Source organism: Neorhizobium sp. T25_13 (assembly GCF_002968675.1).
Taxonomy (GTDB): Bacteria; Pseudomonadota; Alphaproteobacteria; order Rhizobiales; family Rhizobiaceae; genus Neorhizobium; species Neorhizobium tomejilense.
The window spans coordinates 419,983-437,693 of the sequence record NZ_PVBI01000004.1 but is presented as its reverse complement, the minus strand read 5'-3'; the positions used below and the strand labels follow the sequence as shown (position 1 = coordinate 437,693).

Here is a 17,711-nt window from a genome sequence, read left to right as displayed (position 1 = left end):
AATTGGAATATATTATTCCATGTCGCCCAGCCTTCTCAGGAGGCGGGATCGCGGTTCAGGAGGCTTTGACAGCCTGGCGGGCGAGGATGATCGCGCCTGAGACTGCATCGCCGTCGGCGGGCTTCAGGCGGCGGCGGACGTCGGGCGCCAGCCAGGCCTCGAGCGGGCTCGACAGGCCGCCAAGCAGGGTAACGCGCGGAGCGCCTTGATCGAACAGCGTGCGGACCAGCGTGTCGATCTGTTCGGCAGCACTTTGGACGATGCGGCGGCCGGCGGAATCGCCTTGGTCCGCATGCCGCATCACCATCGGCGCAAGCGAGGCATAGTCCGTGGCGGACGAACGGTCCATCCAGGCTATGGCTTCGAAAGGATCGTTCTGGAAGCGCTGCATGACCTCGATCAGCAGAGCGGTTTTCTCGACACGTCCGTCATGCGCGCGAAGCGCCAGTTGCACGGCTTTGAGGCCGAGATCTGCGCCGCTGCCTTCGTCGGAAATGGGAAATCCGTAACCGCCGACTCGCAGGCTGCGGCCTTCTGCAAAACCGAGACCGATCGAGCCGGTACCGGCGATGACGATCGCGCCGTCGCGGCCGGAATGGGCACCGAGGCAGGCGCCCATTCCGTCGCTGACGAAATCGATGCTGGCGAACGGGTGCGGGATCGCCTTCAAGGCCTCGACCGAACCCTTGCGGCCGGTGCCGGCAAGCCCGATGCCCACATGGGTGCGGCCTATCTCGTCGGACCCGAACCCGGCCTCGTCGAAGGCGGCATTGAACGCGCGCGAGATCGAGGCCCAGGCCTGTTCGATGCCGAGCCGCGTCGTGGCAGGGCCGGAAAGACCCTGTCCAAGAACGGAGCCGGATTCGTCCTCGATACGGGCGCGGCAGCCGGTACCGCCGCCATCGACACCCAGGAAAAAGCGTTCGGTTCGGGCTGTCATGCGCTGATCCGCTCGATATCGGCTCCGCATTGGCCAAGCTTGCGGTCGAGTTGTTCGTAACCGCGGTCGAGGTGGTACACGCGGTTGATGGTCGTTTCGCCCGACGAGACCAGCCCGGCGAGTACCAGCGAGACGGAGGCGCGCAGATCCGTCGCCATCACCTGCGCCCCCTTCAACGGTGCGCCACCGCGCACCAATGCGGTGGTGCCTTGTAGTGCAATATTGGCGCCGAGGCGCATCAGCTCCGGCACGTGCATGAAGCGACTTTCGAAGACGGTTTCGCGGATCAGCGAAGCGCCTTCGGCACAGGCGGCGAGCGCCATGAACTGCGCCTGGAGATCGGTCGGGAAACCCGGATAGGGTTCGGTGGTGATATCGGTTGCCTTCAGCGGACCTTCGCGCGAAACGACTAGGCCGCGATCGCTCGGCCAGATGCTGACGCCCATCGCCTCCAGCACCTGTACGATGGAGGCCATGTTTTCCAGCCGTGCGTTGGTGAGTTCCAGCATGCCGCCGGTGATGGCGGCCGCTACGGCGTAGGTCCCGGCTTCGATGCGGTCGGGAATGCCGTGATGTTTCGCCGGCTGCCAGGTGGTTGAGCCCTGGACCAGGATGCGGTGGGTGCCGGCGCCTTCGATACGTGAGCCCATGGCGATCAGGCAGGCGGCGAGATCGGCGACTTCGGGTTCGCGGGCGGCGTTGAGGATTTCGGTTTCGCCCTTGGCGGCGGTGGCGGCCATCATCGCCGTCTCCGTGGCGCCGACGGAGGGGGAGGGAAGCACGATCCGACCGCCCTTCAATCCGCCCGGTGCCGAGGCGACGATCAGGCCGTTCTCGATATCGATGTCCGCCCCCAGTGCGGCGAGCGCCTTGATATGCATGTCGACCGGACGCGCACCAATGGCGCAGCCGCCCGGCAGAGATACGCGTGCCTGGCCGAAGCGGGCGAGCAGCGGTGCAAGGACGAGCACGGTGGCGCGCATCTTGCGAACGGTGTCGTAGGAGGTCACTTTCGAGACGATTGCCTTGGCATCGACGATGGTGGAATGGCCGGTGCGGGTGACGGCGGCGCCATGCAGCTCGACGACCCCCAGCATGTTTTCCACATCGCTGACCTGTGGCAGATTGGTGAGTTCGACCGGGTAGGGGCTCAGCAACGTCGCCGCGATCTGCGGGAGCGCCGCGTTTTTCGCCCCGGCAATGGTGACGGCTCCCTGGAGCCGATGACCGCCGACGATCCGTAATCTGTCCATGACGAAACCTGTCGAAGAGGTGCGGTGAATCTCAAATCAATCTGCGCTTCCTGGAAACTAAACTACGGCGCGTCTCTGTCAATCATTCGGAATTTTTTATTCCTTTGTGCGGCATTATCTGCGATAATCCATCCTCGGCTCGGGAATGGAAACGCTGTTGCGGAGGACCGTTCCGGTGATATCCTCCACCCGACCCAAGGCCGTATCGCGGAGCTTCCGAAGGAACGCATGTCAGTCTTAAAGAAGATCAACGCGCAGCTCGAGGATATGGCACCGGCAGACCGGGAGATCGGCCAGTTCATCCTCGACAATCCGGACCAGATGCTGCGGCTTTCCTCGGCAGCGCTTGCGGCCGAGACGGGGCGCAGCCAGTCGAGCGTCGTGAAGTTCAGCCAGAAGCTGGGTTTTGCCGGATACCAGGAGCTGAAACTCGCCGTCAGCGAGGCGAAGGCGCAGGAATGGCATGCGCCTCCCGGCATGATCCACGGCTCGATCGAGGTCGGGGACAGTTATCTGACGATCCTGCAGAAGCTGATCGGCAGCAAGATGCTGTCCATGCAGCAGACGCTTGCGGTCAACAATGAGCAGGAGATCGAGCGGGCCCTGACGGCTCTCAACGATGCGCGACGCATCCATATGGCCGGCGTCGGGGCATCGTCGCTGGTCGCCCGCGACTTTTCCTACAAGCTGATGAAGCTCGGGCGCAACGTGCTGCATGACAGCGACAGCCATGTGCAGATGGCGAATGTCTCGACGCTCAACAGCCAGGACGTGCTGCTGGCGCTTTCCTATTCCGGCACCAGTTTCGAGACGCTGAGGATCGCCGAACTGGCGCGCCAACGCGGCGCGACGGTGATCGCCATTACCGGTCTCAATGGCAATCCGCTGATGCAGGCGGCAGATATCCGACTTTATACGGTCGCGGACGAGGAGCGGGTGCGTTCATCCTCCATCACCGCGCGCGATGCGCAGCTGATGCTGACGGACTTGCTGTTCATCCTGCTGGTCCAACGCCAGCCGGATGCCAACGAATACGTCCACAACAGCGAACTTGCGGTCTCGGTCCTGAAGGCCAAGTGATCCTCGAGTTCACGCGGCCAGGCGATGCTTCAGGCGCATGACCTTAAAGAAACCGTTCGGGAACACGCGACGGATTTCCGCCACCTCGAAATCGCCTCGGCGCTTCGCCCATTCGACAATCCGGGCGATGCGGAAGGACGAGCTCCACCCGACCCGATGCACCAGCGGCGCTACGGCTTCCTCGATCGCCCCTTGCAGACCGCGCCCGTCGCCGAGCTTGCTCGCAACGATGATCTCGCCGCCCGGGCGTAGCACGCGGGCGCACTCGTCAAGAGCACGTTCGGGATCCGGGATCAGCGTGATGACGAAGGGCAGGCAGACGGCGTCGAACGAACGATCGGCAAATTCGAGATTGTGCGCATCCATGACATGCAGCGACTGAACGTGGGCGAGGCCGGCGCACGCGACCTTCTCGCGCGCCTTGGCGATCATGTGTTCGGAAAGATCGATGCCGGTGACCCGGCAATGTTTCGGATAATAGGGCAATACCAGCCCGGTGCCGACACCGACTTCGAGGATGTCCCGTCCGGCTTCGGCGGCGAGCTTTGCGACGGTGCGATGCCCGTCGCGCAGCAAGCCTCGATAGACCCGGTCATAGACCGGCGCCCACCGTTCATACACCTTCTGCTGATGTTCGGCGCTGTTGCGGATAACTGCCAAGATCGTCCCCTCCGGTGTGCCGCGAATTGGGCTGAAACTCAGGACGAAAACGATAGTTCCGCTTCACGACGGTTTTGCGACGGAGGCTCAGACCTCAGAGCGCACGCATCGCGTCGATGAATTCTCTCGCCTTTTGCCCGATGGAGGCGAGGTCGACACCCGGTTTGTAAAGGGAGGAACCGATGCCGAAACCGGCTGTGCCCGCCTGCGCGTAGACAGCCATATTCTCGGGCGTGACACCGCCGACGGCGAGCACCGGGATATCCTTCGGCAATACTGCCTTCCATGCCTTGATGACATAGGGCGGGATCGCTTCCGCCGGAAAGGCCTTGATGCCGCTGGCGCCGGCCTCGATCGCCGCGAAGGCTTCCGTCGGGGTTGCGACGCCCGGCAGGCTCACCATACCTGCCGCGCGGCTGGCCTTGATGACTTCGACATTCGCGTTCGGAGAGATGATCACCTTGGCGCCGGTCGCAGCGACGTCGGCGACCTGGGCCGGGGTCAGTACGGTGCCGGCTCCGATCAGTGCCTGGTCTCCGAAACGTCTGACCAGCTTTTCGATGCTCTTCAGCGGGTCGGGAGAATTCAGCGGGACTTCGATGATCCGCCAGCCTGCCTCGACCAGTACCTCGCCGACACTTTCAGCCTCCTCCGGCTTGATGCCGCGCAGGATGGCGACGAGATTGCATGCCTTGAGCGCCTCTTGGAAGGTCATCTCGAAACTCCTTTATTGCGCGGCTTCGGCCGCGATCAGCATGATGCCGCGTTTCGCGGCGTTTTCCGGAGCGGGTTCGACCGTCAGGCCGAACAGGGGCGCGATCCGGCCGTAGCGGCTGTTGAGCACGTTGTTGCCGACGATGCCGATCGTATCGCCGTTCTTGAACCAGCCGGCAGCGCGCGCCTGGCGGAATTCCGAGCCGATGACGAGCCCGGAGACGTAATCGAGGATATCCTCGGGCTTCAATTTGCCGTCGAGAATGCCGGTGCGGGCGCTGAAGATCGCCGACAGGAAGGCATCGGCGGCGGCCGAATCGCTCGCTGCGAATTCCGCCCCGCGATCGAAGCTCTGCCAGTCCGGCTCGGCGCCCGGCTGCGGCTCGAGAGCCTTGGCGATGAACGAATGTTTGGTCAGGAGCGAAAATACCTCGCCGGTCGCGTAGGTCTGGAAACCATCGATGCGGTTGTCCCTGACCCGTGCCCATTTGCTATGGGTGCCGGGCAGGACCAGGGTGCGGTCGCGCCCGAGGCCGTAGCCGACGATCTGGGTTTCCTCGCCACGCATCACATCCGGAAAGGGTTTTGCGGCCGGATCGCGCATGCCGGGCAGGAAGGTGATGACCGCGCCGTTCTGAAGAGCGAGTTTGCGCGTGCCGGCCGCAAGCTCGGCGATCCCGCCGGGCGTATCCACGTAGGGTACTTCGACCCAGCCGTTGCGGCTGGTGATCATGCCGCTTGCCAGGACGGGCAGGGGGCCATGCGCCGAAAACCATTCGCCCACCGTTTCCATCAACGCCTGCTCGAAGGCGCCGTTCTTGACGAACTGGATGCCGCCGCTCGACGTATCGCGGGTATCGAGCGTTTCGCCTGTTTCCGAAACCAGCATGGCGCGCAGCGAGCTCGTTCCCCAATCGAGGATGATCGAGGTGGGTTTGGGCATGGTCACATTTCTCCCGAAGCGGCTTTCGCCCCTTCGATAGCCCGTGACGTATCACCCTGTCGAGAGGCGACCCGGCGGAAACCGGCGGCGATGTCGGGCGTGACGAGATTTGTCTGCGCCCCGAAGATCTCGAGCGCCGTCCTGTAACGCTCGGCGAGCGCGGCGTGACCGACGATGTTGATTTTCCTCGGGTTGTCCTGCCCAAGCGCTTCCGAAATTTCCGCGCCGATCATCAGGCCGGCGAGGTAGTCGGCGATCTCTTCCGGCACCAGACGGTCGAACAGGACTAGGCTGCGCGCTGAAAAGACGCGGGCGAGGATGCGGCCGGGCAGCGTCTCTTGCTCAAGCGCTGTCTGGACGCCGCGGCGAAAGGCGTCCGGACGCTCCTCGTAGGTTGCCGGGATGAGGCGCGAGACAAGCGAATCCTTCTTGAGCAGATTGAGGATTTCGCCGGACATGTAGGTGGTGATCGCGGTGATGCGACCACCTTCCATTGTCACCCATTTGGCATGAGGACCGGGCAGCACGAAGATGCCGTCGGTTTCCTTGAGGCCGAAGAGCGACATTTCCTCGCCGCGCATCACGTCGGGCAAGGGTTTGGTCTGGGCAATGCCGGGCAGGAAGGTCAACGGCGGTAGACCTTCGACCTCATGCGCAACCGCCTGGGCCAACAAATCCGCAGGCCCAGCCGGCACTGGGGCGAAGGGGCTTTCGATCCAGCCGTTGCGGCTGGTGATCATGCCGGAAAACAGGATTTTTTCTGCTTTCTCGCTCCAATCGCCGAGTTCTTCCCGGAGTGCGGTTTCGAAACCGCCGGCCGTAACCTTGGTCGTGCCGCGGTCGCTTTTCCTTTCTCCGAGCACCGTGTCGTCGTCGAGAAGCAGCGCACGGAAGGCGGCGGAGGTCCATTCGATTGCAATATACATGGGGGAATCATCCTAATAGGCAGGCTTGACCGGGAACCAGTCCTTGCGCTCGGTATCGAGATAGGCGCCGGCAATGCCGGGCACGCGGTATTTTTCGAGCATTTCGATATCCACTTCGACGCCGAGGCCCGGCCCTTCCGGCACCTGGAAACGGCCGTCTTTCAAGACCGGCGGATTGGGCGAGATATCGCCGCCGAGATAGGCGCGCTCGGTATCGATGGCGATCGACATGTTCGGCAGCGATGCCGCGAGATGGATATAGGCCGATTGCGACAGCGCCAGTTCTGCGCCGGAATGCAGCGTCACCGGGATGCCGACCGCCTCGCAGATGGCCGCGGCCTTGATCGTCTGCCACAGGCCGCCGGCCTCGTGCGGGTCGAGCATTACGACATCGGCTGCATTGGCGCGGATGATGTTTCCGACATCGGACAGCGTATAGGCGCTTTCGTCGAGCGCGATCGGCACCGTTGAGCGGGCAACGAGCGCCGCATGGCCGGCGAGATCGTCGAGCTCCAGCGGTTGTTCCACATAGGCCGGATCGAAGGCTCTCAGTTTTTCGAGCTGGCGTTTTGCGGTCGCCGGGTTCCAGGCGCCGTTGACGTCGAGCCGCAGCGGGTGGTCGCCGATCACCTTCCGCGAAATCTCGGCGAGCGCGATATCGCTCCTTTCGTCGAAGCCGATCTTCACCTTGAAGGTGGTGTAGCCGAGATCGAGGAAGCGCTTCAGCCGCTCCGCGAGACCTTTGCGGTCGTTGGTGAAGAGATAGGCGGCGGCTTCGACATCCTTGCGCCAGCGGCCGCCCCACATCGCATAAAGCGGCAGGTTCGCCTGTTTGCCGAGCGCATCCCACATCGCCATTTCCATGGCGCAGATCGCCATCACGGCGGCGCGCTTGTGGTGATAGAAGCCGGCGCCGAGCACGTGGCGGTGGAAACGTTCCGCATCCGCGACCGCGTAGCCGATCGCCAGTGGTGCGACGATATCGGCGAAGACTGCGGGCACGTTGGCAATCAGCGAAATGGTCTCGCCCCAGCCGATGATCCCGGCATCGGTCTCAATGCGGCAGATCAGCCGGGTCGTGCCGATTCGCCGCCCGGAACCCCAGAGAATGTCCTCGGTGAACGGCATACGGACCAGCCAATGGTCCACTTTGGTAATGCGCAAGATATCCTCCCATGGACGGCAACTTCCTTGCCGCTTCAGTTTCGCTGTTGACATGGAACTTAGTTCCAAGATAACTCTCTTGGCAAGAGCGAGGCGGCGTGCTGTGGGAGCGGCATCAAAAATCGTCGTCCAGGGAGAGGGCATGGCCAAGGTACAATTGGAAGCGATCGACAAGGATGTCGCCAACGATACGGGCGGCGTGCCGGGTGTTCAGGCGCTGACGCGCGGCATCCAGATTGTCGATGCCGTGGCGGCGGAAGCCCGCGGCCTGCGCTTCACCGAACTGCTCGACCAGACTCAATTGCCGAAGGGCACGCTGCACCGGCTGCTGCAGGCGCTGGTCGACGAGCGGCTGCTCCACTTCGATACCCGCGACCAGGTTTACCGGTTGGCGCCGAGGTTGTTCCAATGGGCACACAAGGTCTGGGACAATTTCGATCTGCGCGGCGCGGCCGAACCGGAACTGGCGCGACTTCGCGACCTGACGGGCGAGGCGATCCGCCTCGGCGTGCTCGACGGCGGCAGCATCCTTTACATCGACCAGCGGGAAGTGCCGCAACCGCTGCGCCTCAACAACGGCGTCGGCTCGCGCGCAGCACCGCATGCGAGCGGCCTCGGCAAGGCGATCCTGGCGCATTTGTCGCTCGAAAAACGCCGCGCGCTGCTCGACGGCATCGAACTGGAACGGCTGACCCCGAACACAATCGTCAATGCCGAGGAGCTGAGCCGCCAGCTCGACCTCACCAAGGCGCGTGGTTACGCCGTCTCGGTCGATGAGCAGCATATCGGCATTTCCTCGGTCGCGGCACCCGTCCTCAACCATCGCGGCGAACCGATCGGCGCGATCGGCATTATCGGCCCGTCCTTCCGCCTGCCGGTCGACCGGCTGCACGCTTTCGGCCGCGACGTCATCGAGGCGGCGCGCCGCACATCCGGCAATTTTGGAGAGTTTCCCATGTCGCTTGCGGTCAAGCCGCGTCCTCTCGGCCCCGATCGCGCCGACGTGCGCTGCGTCATTCCGGCGAGTACGTTCCTTGGCGAAGGTCCGCACTGGTCGCCGGAGCACAAGAAGCTCTATTTCGTCGATATCCTGGCGCCCGCCGTCCATACCGGCGATCCCGCCAAGGGCACCTATACGTCCATGCAGGTGCCGGAACTGATCGGCTTCGTGATCCCTCGCTCCCGTGGCGGTTTCGTTGCCGCCATGCATGGCGAGATCCGCGGCGTCGATCTCTCGACCGGCGACATCACCACGATCTCGCGGCCGGAGGTCGACCGTCCCGGCAATCGCTTCAACGACGGCAAATGCGACCGTCGCGGCAGGCTTTGGGCGGGGACGCTCGCGATCGACACGACGCCGGACCAGGGGCGGCTCTGGAGGATCGATCCGGACGGTCGCTCGCGGGAGATGGATCGCGGTTTCCACGTTTCGAACGGTCTCGGCTGGAGCCCGGACGACCGCACCTTCTACTTCACTGATACCAACCGGCAGACCGTTTATGCCTATGATTTCGATATCGAAAGCGGCGAGGTCGCCAATCGGCGTGTGTTCATCACGGTGCCGGAATCCGAAGGCAAGCCGGACGGCATGACGGTCGATGCGGAGGGTTTCGTCTGGATCGCCCATTGGGACGGTTGGTGCGTTACCCGCTACGACCCGCAGGGCAAGGTGGAGCGGGTGATCAACCTGCCGATCCCGCGCCCGACAAGCTGCGTCTTCGGCGGTGCCGACATGCAGACCCTGTTCGTGACATCCGCCCGCATCCGGCTTTCGGCCGCCCAGCTTTCCGAAGCGCCGCTCTCCGGCAGCGTGTTTTCCATCGATACCGGCATCAAGGGCCAGGCAGCCCAGATGTTCGCGGGCTGAGACATCAAGAGACACCCATGGCCAAGCTTGAACTCAAAGACATCCGTAAATCCTTCGGTTCGGCCGAGGTGCTGAAGGGCATCGACCTGACGGTCGAAGATGGAGAATTCGTTGCCTTCGTCGGCCCGTCCGGCTGCGGAAAATCGACGTTGCTGCGGCTCATCTGCGGGCTCGATGAAATCACCTCGGGTAAGATGGCGATCGACGGCGAGCTGGTGAACGACGTGCCGCCGGCCAAGCGCGGCATTGCCATGGTCTTCCAGTCCTATGCGCTCTATCCGCATATGACGGTTGCCGAGAATATGGGTTATGCGCTGCGGCTTGCCGGCACGCCGAAGCCGGAGATCGAGACGCGTGTCACCCAGGCCGCCAAGAAACTCCGCATCGACACCTATTTGGAGCGCAAGCCCCGCCAGCTTTCCGGCGGCCAGCGCCAGCGCGTCGCGATCGGCCGCGCCATCGTTCGCGAACCGCGTATCTTCCTGTTCGACGAGCCGCTTTCCAACCTCGACGCCTCGCTGCGCGTGGAAATGCGCATCGAGATCGCCCGCATGAAGGATACGCTCGGGACCACGATGGTCTATGTCACCCACGACCAGATCGAGGCGATGACGCTGGCCGACAAGATCGTGGTGCTGAATTCCGGCCGTGTCGAACAGATCGGCTCGCCGCTCGATCTCTACAACAAGCCGGTGAACCGCTTCGTTGCGGGCTTCATCGGATCGCCGCGCATGAATTTCCTGAAGCTCGGTGCCAGAAAGGGCGAGGGCGCGTTCACTGTCCCGGGCGGCGAAGTCCGCTTGCCGCGCAACCTGTCTTCAGCGCCGGCTGAGATCGGTATCCGGCCGGAACATGTGGAACTGGTGAGCCGTGGCGCCCCGGATTCGCTCGCTGGGACCGTCACCATGACCGAACATCTCGGCAGCGACACCTATGCCTATGTGGCGCTCGAAGGCTCCGAGGAGATGGTCGTGGTGCGGCTTTCCGGCGACCGGGCCGTCAAGCGCGGGGAACCGATCGGCGTGTATGTCGATCCGGCCATGATCCACGTCTTTTCCGCTGATGGCCTGTCACTGGCTTCGGCGCGTCCAGTCGCCCTGGAGGCCGCATGAGCATCCATCCGGAACTCATCGCAAAGGCCGAGGTCGAGGCCGCGAAGTACCCCAGCCTCAAGGGCAGGGGCGTGCTGATCACCGGCGGCGGTTCGGGCATCGGCGCTTCGCTGGTCGAGCATTTTTGCGCCCAGGGCTGCAAGGTCGGGTTCCTCGACCTTAATGCCAATGTTGCCGACGAGACGGCCGAGGTAGTCGTGAGAAAGACCGGCAACAAGCCGTTCTATGGTACCGCGGACCTGCGCGACATCGACGCCTTGAAGGACGGGATCGAGGCGCTGCGATCCGAAATCGGACCGATCCGGGTGCTCATCAACAATGCCGGCAATGACGACCGCATGCCGCTCGAAGACGTGACGCCGGACTATTGGGACGAGCGTTTCCAGACCAACCTGCGCCATCAGTTCTTCGCGGTCCAGGCCGTTGTGCCGGAAATGGCGGAGGTCGGCGGCGGGTCGATCATCAACATGGGTTCGATCTCCTGGATGCGCGGCGCGGCCGGGCTGATCTTCTATACGACCGCCAAATCCGCCGTCATGGGCATGACCAAGTCGCTCGCCCGCGAATTGGGGACACGCAATATCCGCGTCAACTCGATCGCGCCCGGCTGGGTGCTGACCGAGCGCCAGGTGGAGCGCGCCAAGCGTGTCTACCAGGGCAAGTTTTCCGAATACCTCGAGGTCCAGTGCCTCAAGGAGCATCTGCTGCCGCCCGATATCGCCCGCATGGCGCTGTTCCTGGCGGCAGACGATTCCCGCCTCATCACGTCACAGACATTCATCGTCGATGGAGGCGTCGTCTAACGAGGGCAAGGCGGATACGGCGCTCGCCGCTTGACCTTTTTCGGGTTGAAACAGAGTTCCATCATCATCGTTTCGGGAGGATTTGATGAACACCTTTACCAGACTGATCGGCACCGCCGCCGTCGCGCTTGCGCTCGGCTCGGGTGTCGCCAAGGCAGCCGACCTGAGCTTCATGAGCTTCACTTACGCGGAAGAAGCCAACAAGGCGATCGTCCAGGGCGTCCTGGACAATTTTCAGAAAACCGAGAAGCTGACGGTCGAGCCGCTCGGCTTTGCCTGGGGCGACATGCAGAAGAACATCTTTCTGCGCGCCCGGTCGAAAACCCTGCCCGATGTCGCCCAGCTTTCTGAACGCTGGCTGCCGACTTTCGCGAGCCTCGACAATCTCGTCGACCTGAACACGGTCTACGGCAAGGACAAGCTGCAAGCGGCTTTCGCGCCGGATGCGCTCGCCATGGGCAATATCAACGGCAAGCAGCTTGCGCTGCCGCTTCTGTCCGGTTCGATCGGCATGGTGGCCAACAAGGAAGTTCTCGCCAAGGCCGGCATCAATGACGCGCCGAAGACCGTCGACGACTTCAAGAAAGCCCTGGTCTCGGTGCGCGACAAAGTGCCCAACTCGGTGCCGTACTCCATGGCGACCAAGAATAACGGCTCGATCCTGATCGACTTCATGGTCTGGAACTGGGTGCATGGCGGCCGGATCATCGACGACGCCGGCAAGGTCGTCGTCGACAGTCAGAAGAGCCGCGATGCGCTCGGCTTCATGGTCGGCCTGTTGAAGGACCGCCTGGCGGCTCCGGAAATAGACCGCCCGGATTCGCGCCGCCTGCTGGCGCAGGGCGCTTCAGCCTTCTATCTCGACGCCCCGCAGACCCGCACTTTCCTGCGGGATTTCTCCGGCAAGGGCCAGGCATTCGATGCCAACGTGCTGCCGATGCCGACACCTGTGCTGAAGGCTGGCGACAAGTCCGTTTCCGTCCAGTGGGGACATCTGCTCGTGCAGTTCGCCGCCGGCGGCAAGGCCAAGGCCGACGATCCGGCCGACAAGTTCCTGACCTACATCATTTCTGACAAGGTGCAGACGGACCTTCCGTTGAAGATGAGCGCGCTGCCGGTCACCAAGTCCGCCCGCGCGGCGGTTGCCGACGACGCCTATCTCAAGAACTGGTCGGCCGCGACGGGTGACGCCCGCCGCAACGAAGTCGGCATCTGGTCCAATGCCGCCGACCTCACCAACATCATCGGCGAGGAAGTGCAGGGCGCGCTGCTCGGCCAGAAATCGGCCGACGATGCCATCAAGTCCATGCAGGCTCGGCTGACGACCAGCATGGAGAAGGCGAAGAAGTCGGAATAGGTCGGCGATCGCGGGTGAGGGCGATCCCCTCACTTGCGATTTCTAACACTTAGCTGCGCTAAGATGTTGAAATCGCGTTCTCTCCCGCAGGGGGAGAGATACCGGTGCCGCAAACTCGGCGTTCTACCTCTCCCCTTGCGGGAGAGGTTACAAAATCACGATCTTAGCTTCAGCTAAGTCGTAGATTTTGTTGGTGAGGGGACCGTACTTGCACAGGTCCCAAACTCGAAAGTGTATCGAACAGGAAATAGCCTCTATGGCCGTGATCGAAAACAATGTCGGTGCCTATCCGGTCTCGCCGCATGCGAACCGAGGGGGCCTGAAAGCGGGGCAGAACCGCATCGGGCTGCTTCTGTTGCTGCCGGCGGCGATCGCCTTTGCTGCGGTCATCCTCTATCCGTTTCTGTCGGCGCTTGGCCTGTCGCTGTTCGAATACACGGTCGAGATGATGGAGCCGCGTTTCATTGGCTTCGAGAATTTTGTGAAGATCGCGTCGGACCCGGATGTCTGGGCGGCGTTCTGGACGACGGCCATCTATGTGGTGTTGACCACAACGGGCACGCTGGTCGCCGGTCTCGGCTGGGCGCTGATCATGAACCAGCCGTTTGCCGGCCGTGCGGTGCTGCGGTCGCTGTCGCTGCTGCCCTGGGTGCTGCCTTCGACGGTCAGCGCCTTCATCTGGGGCTGGATCTTCAATTCCCGCTACGGCGTGCTGAACGCCTTCCTGATGGAGCTTGGCCTGATCGACTACCCGCAGGCCTGGCTGTCGACACCTGAAGGCGCGATGCTCGCGGTGGTGCTGACCAAGATCTGGCTCTCCATCCCGCTTTTCATGTCCTTTTTCCTGGCGGGCTTGCAGAACCTCGACAAGGAGCAGATCGATGCGGCGCGCGTCGACGGCGCCGGCAACTGGGCGGTGCTGCGTGACCATATCCTGCCGCATCTGCGACCGGTCCTGATGATCGTCGTGGTTCTCGGCGTGATCGGCAATCTGCAGCAGTTCGACACCATTTACGCGCTGACCGGCGGCGGTCCGGTGCGGGCGACGACGGTTCTGTCCGTCGAGGTCTATCGCCGCGCTTTCGAGCAGTGGGATATCGGCTTTGCCTCTGCCGTCGGCGTGCTCTGGGTTGCGGCGCTCCTGCCGCCTGCCTTCCTCTATCTGCGCATGCTGGTGAAAGGAAACTGAGATGTTCGACCTTTCCTCCCGTCAGGCAAAAATCGTCTTCTTTGCCGCCCTTGCGGTGATCGGCTTCTTCCTGTTCTTCCCGCTCTACTGGCTGGTGATCTCGTCGCTGAAGGCGAATGCCGAGCTCTACCGGGTCGTGCCGACGCCGTTTCCGACGATGCCGAGCCTGGAGCATTTCATCCGAGCGCTGACCACCGGCAAACTGCCGATGTACCTGATGAACAGCCTGATCACCTCGACCTGCAGCGCCGCGCTGGTGACGCTGCTGGCGCTTTATGCCGGCTTCAGCTTCGCCAAATACCGTTATTTCGGCCGCCAGCCGGTGATGTTGTTCATGCTCTCGGCGCAGATGTTTCCGTTCGGCCTGCTGCTGATCTCCATCTACCCGCTGATGAGCGAGCTGAACCTGCTCGACACGCGGCCGGGCCTGATCCTCAGCTATATCGTCTTCGCGCTGCCGGTCTCGACCTACATGCTCTACAGCTACTTTACCCAGGTGCCGGACGAACTGATCGATGCGGCGCGGGCGGACGGTGCGAGCGATCTCAGGATCTTCCACACGATCGTCATCCCGATCTCGATCCCCCCGATCGTCACGGTGTTCCTCTATTCCTTCATGTGGTCCTGGAACGACCTTCTCTATTCGATGACGCTGATCGTCTCGGACGAGAAGCGCACCATCGGGCCGGGCCTGCTTCTCACCTATCTCAACGAGGTCAATTCCGACTGGGGCGGCGCCATGGCGGCATCGCTGATCGCGTCTGCGCCCATCGTCGCGGCCTTCATGTTCCTCCAACGTTATTTCATTCAGGGCGTCACCGCCGGAGCAGTCAAATGACCAAGATTTTAGCCGGAGCTTTCCCAGTTCTTCCCACCCCGTTCCGCGACGATGGATCGATCGATGAGGCGGACTTCCTGTCGATCATCGACTTCGCGCTGGAAAGCAATGTCGACGGTGTCGTTTATCCTGGCGTCGCCAGCGAAGTGGACACGCTGACGCCGGAGGAGCGCAGGCGGCAGGTGGAACTGCTGGCGGAGCGGATCGGCGGGCGCATCCCGATCATCATCGGCGCCAGCGATCCGGATCCGAAGGCTGCGGCCAAGCACGTGGCGCAGGCGGCGCAGATCAGGGCAGGGGCGGCCATGGTGATGGCGCCGTTGTCTCTCGGCAACGACATCGCCGCCCAGACTGCCTATTTTAGGGAAGTGGCGGCTGATGCGGGCGTGCCGATCATGCTGCAGAACCAGCCGAAGCCGATCGGCGCGGGGCTGACGCCGGAAGAGGTGGCGGCGGTTGCCAATGCCGTGCCGGAAATCCGCTACGTCAAGGAAGAGACCGCGCCCTGCGGCCAGCATCTGACCCGGATCAAGGCGGCGGCCAACGGTTCGCTCGATGCGATCTTCGGCGGTGCCGGCGGGCGTTACATCACCGACGAACTGGCGCGCGGTGCGGCCGGCACCATGCCTGCTGCCGAGCTTGCCGATATCCATGCGCAGATGATCCATGCCTGGCAGAAGGGCGATGTCGCGACCACACGCAAACTCTACAACGTTTCGCTGCCGCTCCTGAATTTCCAGGCGATCTTCCGCATGCACATGACCAAGGAAGTGCTGCGCCGGCGCGGTGTCATCAAGCACACGTTCGTGCGCGGCAAGGGGCCGAAATTCGACGAGGGCGATGCCAAGGAACTGGCGTTGCTTCTGGCGGAGGCCGATCTGCCCTATACCAATCACAAGCCGAACTGAGCTGGAACCCATGCCGAAAAACGTCGTCGATGCGATCGTCTCGGTCGAGACCTTCATCATCTCCATTCCCCGCGAGGTGCCTTATCTTGGGCCTTTGAAGGAAGGCGAGGCGATCAACGCTCGCGGTTACCTGATCCGCAAGGGCAACCGCACCATCTATCCCTCGACCGACATGACCCTGCTGATCAAGGTCACCGGCGAGAGCGGCAAGGTCGGTTGGGGCGAGTGTTATGGGATCGTCGCGCCAGAGGCGACCAAGGCGATCATCGACGACGTGCTCGGCCCGGTCATCATCGGCCGCGATCCGGGCGATGCGGCGGTCATCCATGAAGACCTCTACGACCTGATGCGGGTGCGCGGTTTCTTCGGCGGCTATTATCTCGACGCGCTGGCCGGCGTCGATATCGGGCTCTGGGATTTGACCGGCAAGAACCTCGGGGTGCCGGTCTCGACGCTACTCGGCGGGCGACGGCACGATACGATCCGCGCCTATGTCTCCGGCCTGCCGAAAGCGACGCTGAAGGAGCGTTGCGATCTGGCCAAACATTGGGTCGGCAAGGGCTACAAGGGAATCAAGTTTGCGGCGGTGGTCTCCGAGGAGGATATCGTCAAGGAAATGGCGGCTCTGCGCGAAGCGGTCGGGCCGGATATCGACCTGATGGTCGACCTGCACTGGAAATTCGAGGCGGGCGAGGCGATCCGCATCATCCGCCGGCTTGAACCCTACAATCTCTACTTTGCCGAAGCGCCGGTACAGCCGGAGAACCTCGAGGGGCAGGCGCGGGTTGCGGCCGGCATCGGCGTGCCGCTGGCGCTCGGCGAGGAATTGCGCACCACCTACGAATACAGGCCACGTTTTGAAAAGCGGGCGATGAGCATCGTGCAGCCGGAAATGGGCCATACGGGCATCACCGAGTTCATCCGCATCGGCCAGATGGCGCAGACCTTCCACATGAACATCATGCCGCATGCATCGATCAGCGTCGGCATCTTCATGGCGGCCAGCCTGCAGGCCTCGTCGGCGCTGCAGAACGTGCCCTATCATGAATACCAGCACTCGATCTTCGACCGGAACCTCACCTATACGAAGGGCGACATGGCTTCGGGCGAGGGCACCTATGTGGTGCCGACCGGTGCCGGTCTCGGCGTCGAGCCGAAGGAGGAAGTGTTCGAGTTTGTCGTCAGGCGGTGACATGGGCAAGCGCCGTAACTGCTGAGCTTGCCGTCGCATGGAGGCGCTGGCGAGCCAGAGATCATCACCGTGCGGCATCCCGGAACGCTTCGAAGATCACCCGGTGGCCGGCGTCGTTGGGGTGGGTGATGTCGGGCGAGGCGAGGAGTCCGTCACCGTGCTCCATCATCCGTTCGTAGACCGGGGCATAGAAAACCGAGAATTGCCGGGCAAGCTCGCGGACCGCTTCCACATAACGCTCAAACCCCCGACGGGTCTGGCCGGTGAACCCTGCGCTTCCAACCGAAAATCCGGCATCGGGAATATAGGGCGGGCTGCCGATCGCGATCCTTTGCCTGTGCCCGGCGGCGATCAGCCCCTTCAGGATACGGCTATAATCCCTCACGAAGCCTGCAACACTCATGGTTTCGGGGGCCGCAGTGTAGCGAGCGTCATTGTAGCCGTAGAGGATCAGGATCGCGTCCTCGTGCGGCCGATCAAGAAGCGCTTGAACAAACCTCCCGATGCCATTGTTCAGTCTCGGCTTTCCATCGACAAATTTTGAGCCCTGCAGCACCGTTCCCGGGATGGCGTGATTGCGGATCGGAAAGCCTTCGACCGCACCGGCAAACAGAGCCGGCCAGGCAAGTTCGGCCCGTGAGGCATTGAAGCCGGCGGTGATGCTGTCGCCGAATACGCGGGTGCCGGAAATTTCCAGCGATTTCAAATGCTCTGCAAACCTCATCAATTTTCCTTCATTTTCCCGCTTGACAGCCGCCGTCATAA

Annotated in this window: 17 protein-coding genes; 9 read left to right on the top strand and 8 right to left on the bottom strand. The window is 62.8% G+C overall.

All coding sequences use genetic code 11. The features are described 5' to 3' along the window. Window positions 1–55: 55 nt before the first annotated feature. Window positions 56–940 (bottom strand): N-acetylglucosamine kinase, encoded by an 885-nt coding sequence (locus C5J22_RS12225; RefSeq protein WP_105438426.1) that lies wholly within the window; start codon window positions 938–940, stop codon window positions 56–58. Then, the gene (murA, locus tag C5J22_RS12220) at window positions 937–2,193 is read right to left on the bottom strand and encodes a UDP-N-acetylglucosamine 1-carboxyvinyltransferase (RefSeq protein ID WP_105438425.1); all 1,257 of its coding nucleotides are present in this window, start codon (window positions 2,191–2,193) and stop codon (window positions 937–939) included. The genes C5J22_RS12225 and murA overlap by 4 nt, the downstream gene beginning before the upstream one ends. Window positions 2,194–2,421: 228 nt before the next feature. On the opposite strand from murA, the gene C5J22_RS12215 reads away from it, so the two are divergent. Further along, window positions 2,422–3,273: a MurR/RpiR family transcriptional regulator gene (locus C5J22_RS12215; RefSeq protein ID WP_038543847.1), complete on the top strand. Its 852-nt coding sequence runs from the start codon at window positions 2,422–2,424 to the stop codon at window positions 3,271–3,273. A gap of 9 nt (window positions 3,274–3,282) precedes the next feature. Here the strand turns inward: C5J22_RS12215 and C5J22_RS12210 are convergent, their stop codons facing one another. The 5 genes from C5J22_RS12210 to C5J22_RS12190 form a co-directional block, all read right to left on the bottom strand. After that, entirely contained in the window at window positions 3,283–3,933 is a 651-nt protein-coding gene (locus tag C5J22_RS12210) for a class I SAM-dependent methyltransferase (RefSeq protein WP_105438424.1), read from the bottom strand. 94 nt (window positions 3,934–4,027) lie between these two features. After that, a complete protein-coding gene (locus C5J22_RS12205; RefSeq protein WP_105438423.1) occupies window positions 4,028–4,648 on the bottom strand; it encodes a 2-dehydro-3-deoxy-6-phosphogalactonate aldolase in 621 nt (206 codons plus the stop codon). A gap of 12 nt (window positions 4,649–4,660) precedes the next feature. Continuing rightward, window positions 4,661–5,590 (bottom strand): 2-dehydro-3-deoxygalactonokinase, encoded by a 930-nt coding sequence (locus C5J22_RS12200; protein ID WP_105438422.1) that lies wholly within the window; start codon window positions 5,588–5,590, stop codon window positions 4,661–4,663. 2 nt (window positions 5,591–5,592) lie between these two features. Further along, window positions 5,593–6,516, bottom strand: coding sequence for a 2-dehydro-3-deoxygalactonokinase (locus C5J22_RS12195; RefSeq protein WP_105438421.1), 924 nt, complete (start codon window positions 6,514–6,516; stop codon window positions 5,593–5,595). A 12-nt stretch (window positions 6,517–6,528) separates the two neighbouring features. Next, complete coding sequence (locus tag C5J22_RS12190) at window positions 6,529–7,680, bottom strand: mandelate racemase/muconate lactonizing enzyme family protein (RefSeq protein ID WP_172746603.1); 1,152 nt, start codon at window positions 7,678–7,680, stop codon at window positions 6,529–6,531. A gap of 142 nt (window positions 7,681–7,822) precedes the next feature. Here C5J22_RS12190 and C5J22_RS31140 point away from each other — a divergent pair, with 142 nt between their 5' ends. The 8 genes from C5J22_RS31140 to C5J22_RS12145 all read left to right on the top strand — a co-directional run bounded on the left by C5J22_RS31140 (window position 7,823) and on the right by C5J22_RS12145 (window position 16,946). Then, entirely contained in the window at window positions 7,823–9,547 is a 1,725-nt protein-coding gene (locus C5J22_RS31140; RefSeq protein WP_172746602.1) for an SMP-30/gluconolactonase/LRE family protein, read from the top strand. A gap of 17 nt (window positions 9,548–9,564) precedes the next feature. Next, entirely contained in the window at window positions 9,565–10,659 is a 1,095-nt protein-coding gene (locus C5J22_RS12175) for an ABC transporter ATP-binding protein (protein ID WP_105438419.1), read from the top strand. After that, complete coding sequence (locus tag C5J22_RS12170) at window positions 10,656–11,462, top strand: SDR family NAD(P)-dependent oxidoreductase (RefSeq protein WP_105438418.1); 807 nt, start codon at window positions 10,656–10,658, stop codon at window positions 11,460–11,462. The genes C5J22_RS12175 and C5J22_RS12170 overlap by 4 nt, the downstream gene beginning before the upstream one ends. 85 nt (window positions 11,463–11,547) lie before the next feature. Continuing rightward, window positions 11,548–12,819 carry an extracellular solute-binding protein gene (locus C5J22_RS12165; RefSeq protein ID WP_105438417.1) on the top strand — a complete coding sequence of 424 codons (1,272 nt, stop codon included), beginning with the start codon at window positions 11,548–11,550 and terminating at the stop codon, window positions 12,817–12,819. A gap of 256 nt (window positions 12,820–13,075) precedes the next feature. Further along, window positions 13,076–14,008, top strand: a complete 933-nt coding sequence (locus C5J22_RS12160) for a carbohydrate ABC transporter permease (protein ID WP_105434931.1) — start codon at window positions 13,076–13,078, stop codon at window positions 14,006–14,008. 1 nt (window position 14,009) lies between these two features. Continuing rightward, window positions 14,010–14,846 carry a carbohydrate ABC transporter permease gene (locus C5J22_RS12155; RefSeq protein WP_105400641.1) on the top strand — a complete coding sequence of 279 codons (837 nt, stop codon included), beginning with the start codon at window positions 14,010–14,012 and terminating at the stop codon, window positions 14,844–14,846. Continuing rightward, a complete protein-coding gene (locus C5J22_RS12150) occupies window positions 14,843–15,754 on the top strand; it encodes a dihydrodipicolinate synthase family protein (protein WP_105438416.1) in 912 nt (303 codons plus the stop codon). The genes C5J22_RS12155 and C5J22_RS12150 overlap by 4 nt, the downstream gene beginning before the upstream one ends. Window positions 15,755–15,764: 10 nt before the next feature. After that, window positions 15,765–16,946, top strand: coding sequence for a mandelate racemase/muconate lactonizing enzyme family protein (locus tag C5J22_RS12145; RefSeq protein WP_105438415.1), 1,182 nt, complete (start codon window positions 15,765–15,767; stop codon window positions 16,944–16,946). A gap of 64 nt (window positions 16,947–17,010) precedes the next feature. On the opposite strand, the gene C5J22_RS12140 is transcribed toward C5J22_RS12145, so the two are convergent. Further along, the gene (locus C5J22_RS12140; protein ID WP_105438414.1) at window positions 17,011–17,670 is read right to left on the bottom strand and encodes an SGNH/GDSL hydrolase family protein; all 660 of its coding nucleotides are present in this window, start codon (window positions 17,668–17,670) and stop codon (window positions 17,011–17,013) included. Window positions 17,671–17,711: the final 41 nt, after the last annotated feature.